The following is a 14503-nucleotide window of genomic DNA, read 5'->3' as shown; positions in this document are numbered from 1 at the left end:
TCCAGGGACGATCACTCGTGTTACCACCCATCTTCATTAACTTGTTACCAAGTTAACCTCATCAGCACACCGAAGTATGCTAGGGATGGTATCGGATCCTGCCGGAATCATCAGCCTTGCGACCAAGATTCAGCGACTCGGAGCTCATCTTCAGTAATGATTCATCGTCTTCTTTCACCAAACGAAGCTCTCTGGAACTAGAATCAACTACCTACTCTTCTCGTCAACGTCATTCATATTAATAAGTTGAAACCACTATAGTCCTCTAATATGAGATGTCAACAACTTTTATCATTTTTATTTAATTTTTGTCTAATGATTGGGCTAAATCGGCAATTAAGTCATCCGGATTTTCGAGACCAACTGATAAGCGTAAAAGAGTCGGTGTAATCCCTAACTTCTCACGTTGGGCTTCTTCAACGTCGGCATGTGTTTGATATAACGGGATCGTAATGAGACTCTCGGCGCCCCCTAAACTTTCTGCAAAGGAAATGAGTTTGACATTATCTAATACCTGCCGCGTTAATTCGGGGGTTGATAAATAGAATGAAATCATCCCCGCTTTTCCTGGATAAAGAACCTTGGTAACTTCTGAACGCGATTCCAAAAATTCCTTAATCTTTAAAGCACTTTCCGTGTGACGTTCCATTCGAATTGGTAAAGTTTTCAAACTACGTAAGAGCAACCAGGCATCAAAAGTCGCCATGGTATCACCAGTGGTAATATAGTATTCATAGTATTCGTTAGCCAATTGTTCATCATTCACTACAACGACACCACCTAAGAGGTCATTATGTCCCGAAAGATATTTGGTGGCTGAATGAACAACGACGTCCGCACCCAAGGTCAATGGCTGTTGATAAATTGGCGTGTAAAAAGTATTATCCACCATGACCAAAATGGATGAATTATATTCATGAACAACTGCAGACAAAGCTTCCAGATCGAGCTTCTTCATCGTGGGATTGGAGGGTGTCTCTAACCACACTACTCGAGTCGCTGGACTTAATAAATCCACTAGATCGGCTAATTTTTCCCCATCCCATTGTTTGAACTTAACTCCTATATGACTTTCCAAATACCGGAAATAGCGGAAATCACCACCATATAAATCATCTAAAGAAATTAACTCATCACCAGTCTTTAAAATACTTAAGGCTAACTGAACTGCTGCCATCCCAGAACTTAAGGCAAAGGCGCGCTGACCACTTTCTAATTCTACTAAGGTTTCTTCGAGCACGCGCCGTGTTGGAGTCGCTAAGCGGGCATAAGTGTATTCCTTTTGCTCATCAAAATTAATTGCTTGCTCTAATGATGGATGACGATAGTTAGATGAAAAATATAAAGGTGCTGAAACCGACCCATTTGCATCCCGATGATTTCCAGCTTGCGCAGCAATAGTTTCTACTGACTTTTTACACTGACTACCCATAAATTATTCCCCTCTCTGTGCACTTAATAATGCTTGTTTTAAATCTGCAATTAAATCCTCGACATCTTCAATCCCGACTGAAAGCCGAATTAACCCAGGTTTAATCCCCGCAGCTAATTGTTCATCCGGCGATAATTCGGCATGACTCATTTGACTTGGTAATTCCACTAAACTCTCTACTGACCCTAAACTAACGGCTAATTTAAAGTAGTTAAGTTGGTTCACAAAAGCCACGGGATCAGCTTGATCATTTAACTCAAAGGATAAGACACCCCCTGCCCCTTTAGCCTGAGCCCGGAGGCTTTCGTAACCTGGATATCCGGGTAAACCTGGATAATTGATTTTAGACACGACACTTTGACTTTCTAAAAATTCGACAATGGCTTTCAAATTTTCCATTTGACGATCCATCCGTAAAGATAAGGTTTTAATCCCCCGCGCTAATTCATTTGAGTCTTCAGGTGATAAGATTCCGCCCAAGGCATTTTGGACAAAGTAGATCCGCTCGGCATACTGATCATCTTTGACAGCAACGGTTCCAGCACTAACATCGGAGTGCCCCGATAAATATTTAGTAGCACTTTGAATCACCACATCTGCCCCTTGTGTTAATGGTTGCGATAAATATGGACTTAAAAAGGTGTTGTCAACAATCGTAGTTAAATGATGTTGCTGAGCTAACTTTGCCACGTCTTCAACTGAAGTTACTTGTAACAAGGGATTGGTTACTGGTTCAAAATAAATTCCCTTCGTATTAGGCTGAATTGCGGATTCAATCGCTGCTAAATCACGGGTATCGACGGTGGTAATCGATAAGCCCCACCGATTAAAGAACTGATTCAGTAGCCGAAAAGTACCGCCATAGATTTGATCACCAACAATGAGGTGATCGCCTTCTTTAAAGATCGCTAAAGCCGCATGAATGGCTGCCATTCCTGAAGCAAAAGCGAAGGCATGCTTGCCACCTTCTAGATCGGCAACTTGATCCTCTAGAGCTTGGCGAGTAGGATTACCTGATCGCGAATAGTCATATTTAACTTGCGCGCCAATTTCCGGGTATTCATAAGTCGTTGCCTTATAAATGGGCACCGTCACGGAACCCGTTTGATTGTCTTTTGGAGCTGGTACATGGACCAGCCGAGTATTAAAACCTGTCATATTCTTCTCCTTCAAATAAAAAACGCCCCCAAATGACCGAAGTCATCCAGGGACGATTGCTCGTGTTACCACCCATCTTCATTAGTCTGTTGCCAAACTAACCTCAACAGCACACCGTGGTATGCCAGGGATGGTATCGGATCCTGCCGGGATAACTATAATTATTCTAGTTTCCATTTGCTCCGAGGTGATCTTCAGAATCATCTTAATCCCGCCTTTTCACTAACGACGGTCACTGCTGATCTCCATAATTCCTACTCTTCTCATCAACACATAAATATTAAAATTTAATTAGAATGATTGTAGTATAGTAGGTCACCTATTGGCTGTCAAGGGAATTCATAAACTATTCAATAATCGTAAACCAATCCTGTAATACCATTCAATTCCATACTTTAATGAATCATCATTCAAAATTAAATCGGAGTGATGCCAATCACTATTACCATCGCTACCAACAAAGACAAAAACACTTGGTATTCTTTGTGAGAAATAAGCAAAATCTTCACCAGCACTTGATGGGGTGGGATGAACTACTTGCGCAAACTTGCTTGTCTCATCTTCAACTATTTTTGTTAGCTTAACGTTATTATCAACCACATCAGGTCCAGTAATCCAGTTAATTGTAGCTGACAATCCAAATGAACGTGATTGATAATTTACGACTTCGTAAAATCGTTCTTTAATTTCTGCACGAACCTTTTCGTCAAAAGTCCGGACTGTCCCTTCAAAGAAAGATTGTTCAGGTAAAACATTCCAAGTATTACCACCTTCAATATGAGTGATTGAAACTACTGCAGATGAATGAGAGAAAATATTGCGACTAACAATTGTTTGTAACGCAGTGATAGTAGAAGATAAGGCGACTATTGGATCTTTTCCTAACTCTGGCATAGCAGCATGAGTCCCTATCCCATTAAAAGTAACTTTAAATTGATCGACTGCTGCCATTAACCCGCCTGGTAAAATACCAATTTCACCGGTTTTCAGATCCGGCTTATTATGGAAACCGATTATGGCATCGATCCCATTCGTAGCACCAGATTCCACCACTTCTTCAGCCCCCACATGAGTTTCCTCAGCCGGTTGGAAAATCAATCGTAAAGTCCCATTAATATCATTTTGACTTAATAATTTGGCAGCTCCTAACAGTGACGCTATATGAAAATCATGACCACAAGCATGCATGACACCATTATTTATGGAACTGTATTCTAAACCAGTATCTTCTTGAATTGGTAAGGCATCGATATCTGACCGTAAGGCTACCACAGGTGAACCTTGACCAATTTCAGCGATCACACCTGTATTTAGCGTCTTAGGAGTCGTAATTCGATAGCCAAATTCAGTTAGTTTTTCTGTAACAAATTTGGTTGTTTCGAACTCTTGATCTGACAATTCAGGGTGCCTATGTAAATAATGACGAACGCGAATTGATTCATCCACTATTTCATCTATTTTCGTCATCGATTTCATCTCCTAATGTTCAACAGCATGAATCAACAAATCACCAATAAATTGAATAATAAATACCATTACAAGAATAATAAGTGTTGCTGCCAAAGTAATATCATTTTCAAATTGATTGTAGCCAAGGGTTATTGCAATATCACCAAGTCCACCAGCTCCCACTGCTCCAGCCATTGCTGTGAGTCCTATTAAACTAATTAAAGTTACAATCGATACACGAATAATCTCACCCAAACCTTCACGCAAATATACTTTTACGATAATCTCAAAATTGGACAAACCCATTGACTTAGCTGCTTCAATCAATCCAGGATCAATTTGTGAAAGAGCATTTTGGATTTGTCTGGCATAAAAGGGAGCGCATCCTAATGTTAACGGGACTAATGCCGCAGTGGTTCCAATTGATGTACCAATTAACCAACGAGTAAATGGAACTAACAAGGCTAACAAAATTATGAATGGGATCGACCGCATAATATTAACAATTTTATCTAAAATCTGATAAATCACCTGGTTAGATAATATATGCCCCTCTTCAGTTGCTGACAGAATGATTCCAAAAAACAAACCTATAATTCCGGTTAGGATCGCTGAAAAACAAACCATATATAATGTTTGCCAAATTGAACTAACAAATTGTTCCTGATTAGTAACAACATTGGGAAAGTATTGACTTAACCAACTCATGATAATTCCACCTTTTTTATATTAACGTGACGTATCTCGAGTTCATTTAAAATATGTTGATATAGTTCTTTTGAAAATTCAACAACTGCTTTTATAATCACATGATTTTGAACAGCAACACTATCTGTATAAATAATCTTAGTTCGAATTTCAAATTGATCTCGAAGCCAATCAAACAAGCTACTATTATCATTCTCGCTTGAGTCATAACTCAAGCGATATAAAGTTTTCAATCTTATCTGCTCTGTTGGAGTAATCTTAAGTAGATTATCACTCGAGAAAAATGTGTCTTCAAATAAATCACGGGTAATCTGATGTTGCGGATTTAAAAGAATCTGATAACTTTCAGCTTGTTCAACAAGTTCACCATCGTTGATTACTGCAATCCGATTACAAATATCTTCAGCCACCTCTAATTGGTGGGTAATCAGTACTATTGTTAAACCAAGTTCACGATTTAATCGCTTTAACAAAGTCAGAATAGAAGCCGTCGTTTGTGGATCTAAGGCACTCGTTGATTCATCACTTAACAAAATTTCGGGATTATTGGCAAGAGCCCGAGCGATGGCGACCCGTTGCTTTTGTCCGCCTGAAAGTTGACGCGGATAAACTTTTTCTTTTCCTGATAAACCAACCAAATGTAATAATTCAGTTGCTCGCTGGCACTTTTCTCTTTTTGACAAACTGCTATGTCCCAAGGACAATATTACATTATCGACCACATTTAAACTGTTCATTAAATTAAAATGTTGAAAAATCATTCCAATTTTTTCTCTTGATTTGCGGAGTTCCTTTGCTGAAATTTTCGTTATTTGCTGACCATTAACAATCACTTCGCCTGAAGTTGGCTTTTGCAGAAGATTAATGGTTCTAATTAGGGTACTTTTTCCAGCCCCAGAGTAACCAACAATTCCAAAGACATCTCCACGATCTACTTCCAACGTTACGTTATGAACAGCTTGGACTACTTTATTTTTATTTTTGAACTCAACTGAAACATCTTTTAATGCGATCACAGGATCCTTAGCCATCGGAACTTCCTCCATTCAAAATTATTTATAATTTGGCACATACCAGTATCCCTGCTTATTATGCTTGTTGACATAGTTCTTAAATTCTTGCGATTGATAGGCTTTCTTAACTGCCTTAGTCCAAGCGGTATTTTCATCTTTTTTGTTAACTGTTGCCTGTAACAAGTATTGTGATTGAATTTTTTCTTTTGCTAAACGCTTCTTAGTAGAAACCTTTGAACTATAACTAATGCTGCCTGGCAAAATTCCGTAATTAACATCTTTAAGTGACCGTGGAATTTGACTGGAATTCATTTCTACAAATTGTAATTTGTGAGGGTTTGAAGTTATATCTTTTTGCGTTACAGTAGGAGAATTCTTAGCCGATGACTTCAATTTAATGATGCCTTCTTGAGCTAACAATTGATACGCTCTCGAACGATTAGAAGCGTCGTTAGGAATTGCTACTTTGGCCTTATTAGGGATATTCTTTAATGAAGTACTCTTTCCAGCATAAATTCCCATTGGAACCGAAGGAATAGCAGTTAACCCAACAAAATCAGCATTGTTTTGCTTATTATAATTTTTTAACCATGCAGTATGTTGTTCTACATTAAGATCTACTGAACCTTCTTTCAATGCTTCATCTGCATGATTCAAATCTGAAAAGTTTACTTTCTCAACTTTATAACCATCTTTTTCTAGAATTGGTCTGATCCCGTTCCAAAACAAATCACTATATGGTCCTGGTGAAGTTCCTAATTTAATAGTTTTAGTATCTGAACTATATGCATGAACTTTACCCTGATTTATGCCTACAAAAATTCCTATTGATAAAATAAAAATTGAAATAAGTTTTATGACGTTTTTTAATCTCATTTTGTACCTCCCATTCATTATCAATTTTCTTCAATAAACGAAATCAGCCGCTTAAGGGTCTCCAAAATTGTTTCGGTCTGGTCGACCAGACTTACCCGAATATAACCTTTCCCATATTCACCAAAAGTACTACCAGCCACCACAGCCACGTATTTTTCTTTCAGCAAGTCATTAGCAAATTGCACATCATCTACATCATTCGGCAATTTGATCCATAAAAAGAAGGTCCCGGCCGAATCCAGCACTTCGATGTGGTGAGCTTTCAATAATTGGACAGCTGCGGCTTGTCGGTCCTGGTAGACCGCTCGCAAGTTAGCTCTCCCTTCTTGCGAATTTAAAAGTCCAAACTCAACCGCATCCTGAATGGCCCCAAAGACACCACCAAAAGAAACACGGATAAAACCTTCAATTAAATGAATAAGTTCTTGATTACCAACGGCGAAAGCGATTCGCCAACCAGCCATATTAAAAGTTTTCGAAAGAGTATACAATTCAACCCCAACGTCTTTAGCCCCCGGAACACTTAAAAAGCTAGGTGCCGACTGATGAAAGGAGATATCGGCATAAGCAAAGTCATGCACCACTGGAATCTGATTTTGCTTGGCAAAGCTAACCGTTTCTTCAAAGAATTCTCTCGTGGCTCCTGCCCCCGTCGGATTATTGGGATAATTCAAAAAGAGCAAATTAGCCTGGTTTAAAACAGCCGGAGGAATTTGATCATAGCTTGGTAGATACTGATGATCGGCTTTTAGTGGTAGGGGATAACTGCGTCCACCCGCCATCTTCACGCCGTTTTGATAACCGAAAAAGGCGGGATCAGGAATCAAAGCATAATCGCCAGGATTTAATAAGACCATTGGTAAAGCGGTAATCGCTGCTAAAGATCCAGAAAAAATAGTGATTTCATCTAGTGATAATTCCACTCCGTATTCACTTTGATAGAATTTTTGAATCGCGACCTTTAACGATTGTTTTCCACCATATGGCGGGTAACCATGATTTAATGACTTTTTACTATCTTGCAGAAATTCATCTACAATATCTGGAAAAGTTGGTAAATCGGGACTTCCCCGTCCTAGGGAAATCACTTCATGACCAGCTTGTTTTAATTCACGAATTAACTCTTGTTGGCGCGATAAAAAATTATCAGTTTCGCCATTAATTCTGCTTGCCTGATTTATTTTCATGATCGACCTCACAAACGTTCAAATACCGCCAGAATCTGTTCAGCTGAGATAGCGGGAAAAATCGATTGCATCCGCTCATTTTGTACATCCGTCATTTGAATAGCAATCTCCCGTGCCTCTCGGTCACTAATCGCCAAATCACTTAATTTCTCCGGTAAACCGAAATGGGGATAATAAGAATGGATTTCCGATATTAAGCCCTGATTTGCTTCTAATTCCACTTGAATTAAATTCCCCAGTGCTACGATTTCGCCATGCGTGAATTTAGTTACTCCTTTAACTTTCATAAATGCATTGTAGAAAGTATGGGCGGCGACACTACGCCCATTCGAATCCGCAAACCCATCAACGGCCGCCGCAAATAAAAAGACCGTATCTAAAAAATTGATTAATTGTTCTGACTCTAATTGATCAACACCCTTGACTGCTATGATTTCATCTCGACACTCATCCAAAAAGAAGCGGGCCGCTTTTTCGGTAGCTAAAGATAGGCGATCCTTCGGCAATCGGCGACGAATTTCATAAAACTTGGCTAAGGTATCCCCGATTCCTGAATTTAAATATGGTCGCGGACTCTCCTTTAAGAGTCGGGGTTCAATTAACACGGCAGCAATTGGATTGGCAATCCGGACACTTTCAATCATTTCATGCGCATGATTGTAGACAATACTTTTGGTGGTCAAGGCAGCACAATTAGACGGCACGGTTTGGATATTAATTAACTTTACCTTTAATTGATCCGCCACTAATTTGGCGTTGTCCATTAATTGTCCTCCGCCTAAAGCAATTAATCCATCCACTTGGAACTGACTAATTAGGTCCACTAACCGGGAAACTTCCGCAAAAGTATTCGCGCCCGCAAACAAAAATAGTGGGTATGTTTCATAAAAATGAGCTGGCAGGAAGTCGGCCGTCACTTTTTTTACCAGTTCGTCAGTCACAATCACTGGATATTGAATTTCAAGGTCAGCCAAGATTTCCTCAATTGATTTTAAAATTCCGGGTTCATTAATATAAATCCCCGGGCTTTGGCGAATGACTCGCTTTGCCATGTTAACTCACCTCCGCAGGAAATGGATCATCTAACATCCGGTAAATATGTAATGTATCGGGATGATTTAACAATTGATGCAACTGTAATAATGAAGCGGCAATCCCTGCTGCCCCATCATAATATCCAAGAGCGGCGGTTTTAATCGCAGGATTTTTGCGTTCAAATGATTGCACCCACTTTACCTGGCCATTCGTTTCACTAGCCCGATTGATAATAATTTTCGCCGTTACTTTAGCTTTTTCTAAATAGTTATCATCCTTAGTCGCTAAGTAAGCTCCGATATACATTTGAAGGAGCCCCGCCGATGAACAACAATAATTATCAAGTTCCCAGTATCCTGCCGACCGTTCTTCCGGTGCTTTGAGATAATCAAGCCCAGCAATCGATGCTTTTAACAATTCTAAATGTCGCTGATCATGCTCGAGCTGCCATTCTTGGTAAAAATAGCGGGCTACTCCAGTGGGACCTCCACAATAACCAACATAGCAAATATGTTCATCATCAGGTAAATAATGGGGTAGAACAATCTTAGTTTGATCTAGCGAATTCTTTCGATAAAAGTCATCAATCCCTTGCGTTCCTAACCGATACTTTTCTTGCCCGGTGATTTCCCAAATTTTTAAGAGAACAAAGGCGACTCCGCTCGGGCCTAATGGAAAGCCCGTATTAAATTTACCAAGCGGTCCCCCCACAAATTTAAGGTCCAGCCCTACATAGTATTGACCAAACTGATCGTGTTGTTGTTGTTTTAAGACATAGTCCCCAAATTTTGCCAATGCTGCTTGAAAACCTGACAGTTGGTATTTAGGTCCCAACTTAGCTAATAATAAAGCTGTCCCCCCATCAGCGACGACACCAATCTGCCCAGACCAAGCTCCTTGATCAGTTTGATCATCAATGATTGATTGTAGAATTTCTTGAACGGTATTTCGATAAATGGCTTGATTAGTAAATTCAAATAGTTCATCTAAAATAAAAGCAATGCCGCTATAACCAGTCGTGATCGCATAGGGACTAAAAGCCTTTTTTAAAGCCCGTTGATTTTGCCAGCGATATACCAAGTATTTTCCACCTTGATCTGCAATTTGGAGGTAATGTGGATCTTGTAAGCTGGTATAAAGACCTAAATAAAATTTAATAATCCCGGCACTACCAGCATACAAAGAGATTTCGTCATAATAATTCCAGTCACCATGAAAAGATTCTGAAATATCCCATACCGTGCCTTCATCGCGATCAACTTGATGGGCTGCTAAATATTTTTCAACACCTAAGACCGTTGCTAGATAATCCATCTCTTACCCCCGTCTAATATTGACTATAGCGTCGTTCCAGAAATTGCTGAAAGATGGTATAGATCAAAATTAAAATGACATACCAAATTCCCACGACAACATAAACTTCAAAATATTGGAAATTCTCTGAAGCAATCAACTTCCCTTCCCCAAATAATTCGGTGACCCCGATGGAAAAAGCTAAGGAAGTTTCTTTGAGCAGTCCAATAAAGGTATTCCCGATGTTAGGAATCATAATCCGAATGGCTTGAGGAATTACAATGAACCGATAGACCTTTTGATTACTTAAGCCCAGGGATCGGCCGGCTTCAACCTGGCCGCCGTCAACTGAAGACAAACCTGACCTAAAGATCTCTTCTAAATAGGCCGCTTCTTTTAAAGCAAAACAGAAGATCGCCGCCGCTAATGGTGAAACTGATGACCCCGTATTCAACAGTTCTGGAATCCCAAAATATGCAACGAACAGAATGACTAAGGTTGGGAAGCCCCGAAAGATTAACAGATATAATCTGACAAACCAATTCGTAGCCTTAAAAGAATACATGATTGTTAACAACGCCCCGAGCGCAATTGCAATAACCATTGCCGCTAAAGCCATGCCAACGGTTTGTGGCACATAGCGCCCAATTTGTAAAAATAATTCTCCTAAATAATTTAAGTTCATACCTACATTACCTTTCGCTAATCATCAACTGATTTCTTAGTTACGTCTTCGCCGTAGTATTGCTTTGATAATTTACTAATCGTCCCGTCAGCTTTAAGCTCCTTTAAGGCCTGGTTAAACTTCTTCTTCAAAGCGGTCCCTTCACTACTCTTTTGGAATGGATAAGCTTCATTGTTCCAACCAGCTACACCTTTCACAATCCGCAAATTCAAGTTTTGCTTCTTAATCGTTTGTTGAAGGAATTGACGTTGATTTAAGACCCCTGCGACCGTTCCATTATTAGCATCGGTAAAGATCGCATTCCGATCATCATAAGTTTTGATCTTAATCTTGGAATCGTAGGCCTTCAATAAGGCAATATTACTTGAACCAAGGGTGGCCGAAACCGTTTTCCCTTCTAGATCCTTTAATGATTTAACACTGGAGTCTTTAGGAACTGCCACTTGCGCTGCATAATATGCAAAGGTATTAGAGAATTGATAGGTCTTCTTCCGTTCAGCATTGACGGTTACCGCATTGGCTACGGTATCAATCTTGCCAGACTTAACTGATTCCAACAGGGCAGGAACATCACCAATCACTTTAAACTTCACTTTATAACCAAGCTTTTTAGCCACTGCCTTGGTTAAGGCGATGTCAAATCCGGTCAGTTTCCCGTTCGAGCGATACGAATTGGGGTATGTTTGAGCTGTCGTTCCCACCGTAATCGTCTTACTGGCGGCTTTGACAGTCGTTTGACTAGCGAATAACCCTACAACAGTTAAAAGGGTCGTTAAAGTAACCAAAATTCCTAATTTCCACTTCTTCATCTTCTTTACCTTCCTTTTTCCTAAAACAAAAAGGCTATCAACCACGAACATGGTTGATAGCCTTTATCAAGGTTTAGTGCTTATCCGGCACATTATTTAATTAATGTACCCGAAAATGCCCAACTGAAACCATGTCAGTTCGGATTTAGCTGGAGTACACATACATATCATCGCTTGATTCAAACTTTTCATAATTCCAGTTCCTTTCTGTTAGATATTTTTCAATATAGATAATATATTGGAATGACCACTAAAAGTCAACATAATTTTTAAAATATTTTAATCATATTTTAAATTTAATTTAATCAAAATTCCATTGCGTCTAAAAATGCTTGAATTCGGTCCGTTGGGTGCGTAAAGAAATCATCCGTTGAACCATCAAATTCAATACGACCATCTTCAACAAAGACAATTTTATCCGCTACCCGGCGGGCAAATTCCATATTATGGGTCACCACAATCATCGACTGGTCTTGTTTTGCCAAATCTTGTAAGACGCGCAAGACCTGGGCCTCTAATTCGGGATCTAAGGCGCTGGTCGGTTCATCTAATAAGATATAAGACGGGTCAAGGGCCAGCGCACGACAAATTGAAATCCGTTGTTGTTGTCCCCCGGAAAGCTGATCTGGATATCGATCGGCAGTATCAGCCAAGCCCACTTGTTCTAATAACCGACGTGCATTGGCCTCAGCTTCCTTTTTAGGTTGCTTATGTACGACAATTGGCCCTTCAGTGATGTTTTGTAAAATCGTTAAATGAGGAAATAGGTTCCAACTTTGAAAAACCATCGCAGTTTGCTGGCGGGCTTTCAATAATTCGTTTCTAGCAATTGGCTTAGCAAAATCAATCGTTTGATCATTTATCTTTAAGAGACCTGCTTGAGGACGTTCCAAGAGGTTAATGGATCGTAAGAGAGTTGATTTCCCCGCTCCCGATGGCCCTACTAAAACCGTAGTCTGATGTTCAGGAAATTCAACACTAACATTATCTAGGGCATGGTGGTCAGCAAATTGCTTATCAACATTTTGAAAAGAAATCATTTAGGCCACCTCCTGGGTTAGATAACGAGAGAAATGTTTTTCTAAGTAATGTTGCAGAATTGACAAAATAGTACAGAAAAGCGCATAAATAACGGCCACGATACAATACATTAATAATGGCTGATAGTTTCTTGCGGCATATTGTTGACTGACCATAAACATTTCTAGAATCGTAATTGACGATGCTAGAGAAGTGTCCTTGACTAAACTGATAAAGGAGTTTGACAATGGTGGTAAGGCGACCCGAATAGCCTGCGGAAAGACAATCTTAAATAAGGTCTGTTGATAGGTCATACCAATTGAATAAGCTGCTTCCCATTGACTTTGGGGGATTGAACTAATAGCTCCACGAACCGTTTCGGAGGCATAAGCCCCCGTATTCAAGGAGAAAGTTAAAATCCCAGCAGTCCAGGCATCAAATTGAATGCCAACATTGGGTAACCCGAAGAAAACAATAAATAATTGAACCAATAACGGCGTCGACCGAAACAGCCAAACGTAAAAACCTAGAATCCACTTTAACAGATGCCAGAAAAAGACCAGTACCCGATTACCACGTGGTGTTGAGATCCGCACAAGCGCCGTCAAAACGGCAATCACTAACCCGATAGCAAAGGAAATTACTGCAATCGGGATAGTATATTTGATCCCTGCCCATAAAATATCGGGAGTTGAACTAGTTATGATTTCCCACATAAATTACTCCTCAGTTAAATCAGTTCCAAAGTACTTTTCAGAAAGTTTTTTCAACGTTCCATCTTGGCGTAGTTCCTTCAAGGCCTTATTAACCTTCTTTTGTAGTCCCTTGTTATTCTTGCTCATCATTGCCGCAATCTTTTGACTGGCGATTTGACTTGTAGGCACTTCAATTGACTTGAGATCAGCATTCGGATTTTGTTTGATGTAATAGGCATAAGCTTCATTTGAGTTTAAAGCGGCAACAACCCGACCTTGTTGAATTAATTGCATTGAACTGGCAAAATCACTTGATGAAACCACGGTCCCACCAAACTTCTTTACGTTCGATTCATTAGCGGTCCCCGTTCCAGCAGCCACCTTTTGCCCCTTAATATCATCGATACTAGAAATTGTGGAATCCTTTTTTGTTATTAAGGCTGACTTAGAATAAATGTATGGGGTTGAAAAGGCATAAGCTTTCTTCCGTTGCGGTGTTTCCGCTAAATCGTTAAAGACAATATCAAATTTATTAGAACCTAAACCAGCAATCAGTGAATCCCATTTGGTTGGCACAAATTTTACCTTGTAACCCATTTTTTTGGCGACGTTTCTTGCTAAGTCAACTTCAAAACCTTTTAGTTTCCCGTTTTCTTTATAAGAATATGGCGCATATGTTCCCTCTAAGCCGACAGTTAGCGTTCCCTTAGTGATTAAATTGGCTTGACTACTGCTCGAGCTCTTACCACAAGCCGCTAAGGTAACTGTTGCTACTAAAGCTACGGCTAAAACTGATAGACGTTTAATCCATTTCACTTTCATTGTTAACCTCCTATTAACATACCTTGAAATTAGCTTACATGTTGCAAAAAAGGCATCAACCACCCAACATGGTTGATGCCTTTTTAAGGTTAAGGAAGAATGAGTGCTTAATGTACCTCAAAACTCCCAACTGAAACCATGTCAGTCCGGACTTGCAATGAAGAACACATACACATCATTTGCAGATCCGCTTGTAACATACTTTCAGCTCCTTTCATTTTGCTTATCATTTGTAAGTACAGTATCTAGTTTACCGATCCAGTTCTAATCTGTCAACATAAATATTGAAATGGTATCTGTCAAGTTTTCATAGGTTAACCT

14 protein-coding genes are annotated in these 14503 nt (G+C 39.7%); all 14 read right to left on the bottom strand.

The window, feature by feature from the left end; genetic code table 11:
* Positions 1 to 301 precede the first annotated feature (301 nt).
* The 14 genes from FC60_RS02205 to FC60_RS02140 all read right to left on the bottom strand — a co-directional run bounded on the left by FC60_RS02205 (position 302) and on the right by FC60_RS02140 (position 14182).
* A complete protein-coding gene (locus FC60_RS02205; RefSeq protein ID WP_056936876.1) occupies positions 302 to 1432 on the bottom strand; it encodes a trans-sulfuration enzyme family protein in 1131 nt (376 codons plus the stop codon).
* Positions 1433 to 1435: 3 nt separating this feature from the next.
* Positions 1436 to 2590: a trans-sulfuration enzyme family protein gene (locus tag FC60_RS02200; protein ID WP_056936875.1), complete on the bottom strand. Its 1155-nt coding sequence runs from the start codon at positions 2588 to 2590 to the stop codon at positions 1436 to 1438.
* A 339-nt stretch (positions 2591 to 2929) separates the two neighbouring features.
* The gene (locus FC60_RS02195) at positions 2930 to 4057 is read right to left on the bottom strand and encodes an amidohydrolase (RefSeq protein ID WP_056936874.1); all 1128 of its coding nucleotides are present in this window, start codon (positions 4055 to 4057) and stop codon (positions 2930 to 2932) included.
* A 12-nt stretch (positions 4058 to 4069) separates the two neighbouring features.
* The gene (locus FC60_RS02190) at positions 4070 to 4747 is read right to left on the bottom strand and encodes a methionine ABC transporter permease (protein ID WP_056936873.1); all 678 of its coding nucleotides are present in this window, start codon (positions 4745 to 4747) and stop codon (positions 4070 to 4072) included.
* Positions 4744 to 5763 carry a methionine ABC transporter ATP-binding protein gene (locus FC60_RS02185; protein ID WP_082601328.1) on the bottom strand — a complete coding sequence of 340 codons (1020 nt, stop codon included), beginning with the start codon at positions 5761 to 5763 and terminating at the stop codon, positions 4744 to 4746. The genes FC60_RS02190 and FC60_RS02185 overlap by 4 nt, the downstream gene beginning before the upstream one ends.
* A 36-nt stretch (positions 5764 to 5799) precedes the next feature.
* On the bottom strand, positions 5800 to 6636 hold the full coding sequence (locus FC60_RS02180; RefSeq protein WP_082601319.1) for a MetQ/NlpA family ABC transporter substrate-binding protein: 837 nt from the start codon (positions 6634 to 6636) through the stop codon (positions 5800 to 5802).
* A gap of 20 nt (positions 6637 to 6656) precedes the next feature.
* Positions 6657 to 7823: an aminotransferase class I/II-fold pyridoxal phosphate-dependent enzyme gene (locus FC60_RS02175; RefSeq protein WP_056936871.1), complete on the bottom strand. Its 1167-nt coding sequence runs from the start codon at positions 7821 to 7823 to the stop codon at positions 6657 to 6659.
* Positions 7824 to 7831: 8 nt separating this feature from the next.
* Positions 7832 to 8875, bottom strand: a complete 1044-nt coding sequence (locus FC60_RS02170) for an iron-containing alcohol dehydrogenase family protein (protein WP_082601318.1) — start codon at positions 8873 to 8875, stop codon at positions 7832 to 7834.
* 1 nt (position 8876) lies between these two features.
* Positions 8877 to 10172, bottom strand: a complete 1296-nt coding sequence (locus FC60_RS02165; protein WP_056936870.1) for a lanthionine synthetase LanC family protein — start codon at positions 10170 to 10172, stop codon at positions 8877 to 8879.
* A gap of 13 nt (positions 10173 to 10185) precedes the next feature.
* Positions 10186 to 10836, bottom strand: a complete 651-nt coding sequence (locus FC60_RS02160) for an amino acid ABC transporter permease (RefSeq protein ID WP_056936869.1) — start codon at positions 10834 to 10836, stop codon at positions 10186 to 10188.
* A 17-nt stretch (positions 10837 to 10853) separates the two neighbouring features.
* A complete protein-coding gene (locus FC60_RS02155) occupies positions 10854 to 11645 on the bottom strand; it encodes a transporter substrate-binding domain-containing protein (protein WP_056936868.1) in 792 nt (263 codons plus the stop codon).
* A gap of 305 nt (positions 11646 to 11950) precedes the next feature.
* Positions 11951 to 12685, bottom strand: a complete 735-nt coding sequence (locus FC60_RS02150) for an amino acid ABC transporter ATP-binding protein (protein WP_056936867.1) — start codon at positions 12683 to 12685, stop codon at positions 11951 to 11953.
* Positions 12686 to 13381 (bottom strand): amino acid ABC transporter permease, encoded by a 696-nt coding sequence (locus tag FC60_RS02145; RefSeq protein ID WP_056936866.1) that lies wholly within the window; start codon positions 13379 to 13381, stop codon positions 12686 to 12688.
* A 3-nt stretch (positions 13382 to 13384) separates the two neighbouring features.
* The gene (locus FC60_RS02140; protein WP_056936865.1) at positions 13385 to 14182 is read right to left on the bottom strand and encodes a transporter substrate-binding domain-containing protein; all 798 of its coding nucleotides are present in this window, start codon (positions 14180 to 14182) and stop codon (positions 13385 to 13387) included.
* Positions 14183 to 14503: the final 321 nt, after the last annotated feature.

The sequence above is a fragment of the Limosilactobacillus gastricus DSM 16045 genome (assembly GCF_001434365.1).
GTDB lineage: Bacteria > Bacillota > Bacilli > Lactobacillales > Lactobacillaceae > Limosilactobacillus > Limosilactobacillus gastricus.
The sequence above is the reverse complement of the archived record's forward strand: the minus strand, read 5'-3'. Positions and strand labels throughout refer to the sequence as shown.

What these genes read in the sequence shown, in the direction of transcription:
- FC60_RS02205 (WP_056936876.1), bottom strand. Translation starts at nt 1,432, where the DNA reads ATGGGTAGTCAGTGTAAAAAGTCAGTAGAAACTATTGCTGCGCAAGCT.
- FC60_RS02200 (WP_056936875.1), bottom strand. Translation starts at nt 2,590, where the DNA reads ATGACAGGTTTTAATACTCGGCTGGTCCATGTACCAGCTCCAAAAGAC.
- FC60_RS02195 (WP_056936874.1), bottom strand. Translation starts at nt 4,057, where the DNA reads ATGACGAAAATAGATGAAATAGTGGATGAATCAATTCGCGTTCGTCAT.
- FC60_RS02190 (WP_056936873.1), bottom strand. Translation starts at nt 4,747, where the DNA reads ATGAGTTGGTTAAGTCAATACTTTCCCAATGTTGTTACTAATCAGGAA.
- FC60_RS02180 (WP_082601319.1), bottom strand. Translation starts at nt 6,636, where the DNA reads ATGAGATTAAAAAACGTCATAAAACTTATTTCAATTTTTATTTTATCA.
- FC60_RS02175 (WP_056936871.1), bottom strand. Translation starts at nt 7,823, where the DNA reads ATGAAAATAAATCAGGCAAGCAGAATTAATGGCGAAACTGATAATTTT.
- FC60_RS02170 (WP_082601318.1), bottom strand. Translation starts at nt 8,875, where the DNA reads ATGGCAAAGCGAGTCATTCGCCAAAGCCCGGGGATTTATATTAATGAA.
- FC60_RS02165 (WP_056936870.1), bottom strand. Translation starts at nt 10,172, where the DNA reads ATGGATTATCTAGCAACGGTCTTAGGTGTTGAAAAATATTTAGCAGCC.
- FC60_RS02160 (WP_056936869.1), bottom strand. Translation starts at nt 10,836, where the DNA reads ATGAACTTAAATTATTTAGGAGAATTATTTTTACAAATTGGGCGCTAT.
- FC60_RS02155 (WP_056936868.1), bottom strand. Translation starts at nt 11,645, where the DNA reads ATGAAGAAGTGGAAATTAGGAATTTTGGTTACTTTAACGACCCTTTTA.
- FC60_RS02150 (WP_056936867.1), bottom strand. Translation starts at nt 12,685, where the DNA reads ATGATTTCTTTTCAAAATGTTGATAAGCAATTTGCTGACCACCATGCC.
- FC60_RS02145 (WP_056936866.1), bottom strand. Translation starts at nt 13,381, where the DNA reads ATGTGGGAAATCATAACTAGTTCAACTCCCGATATTTTATGGGCAGGG.
- FC60_RS02140 (WP_056936865.1), bottom strand. Translation starts at nt 14,182, where the DNA reads ATGAAAGTGAAATGGATTAAACGTCTATCAGTTTTAGCCGTAGCTTTA.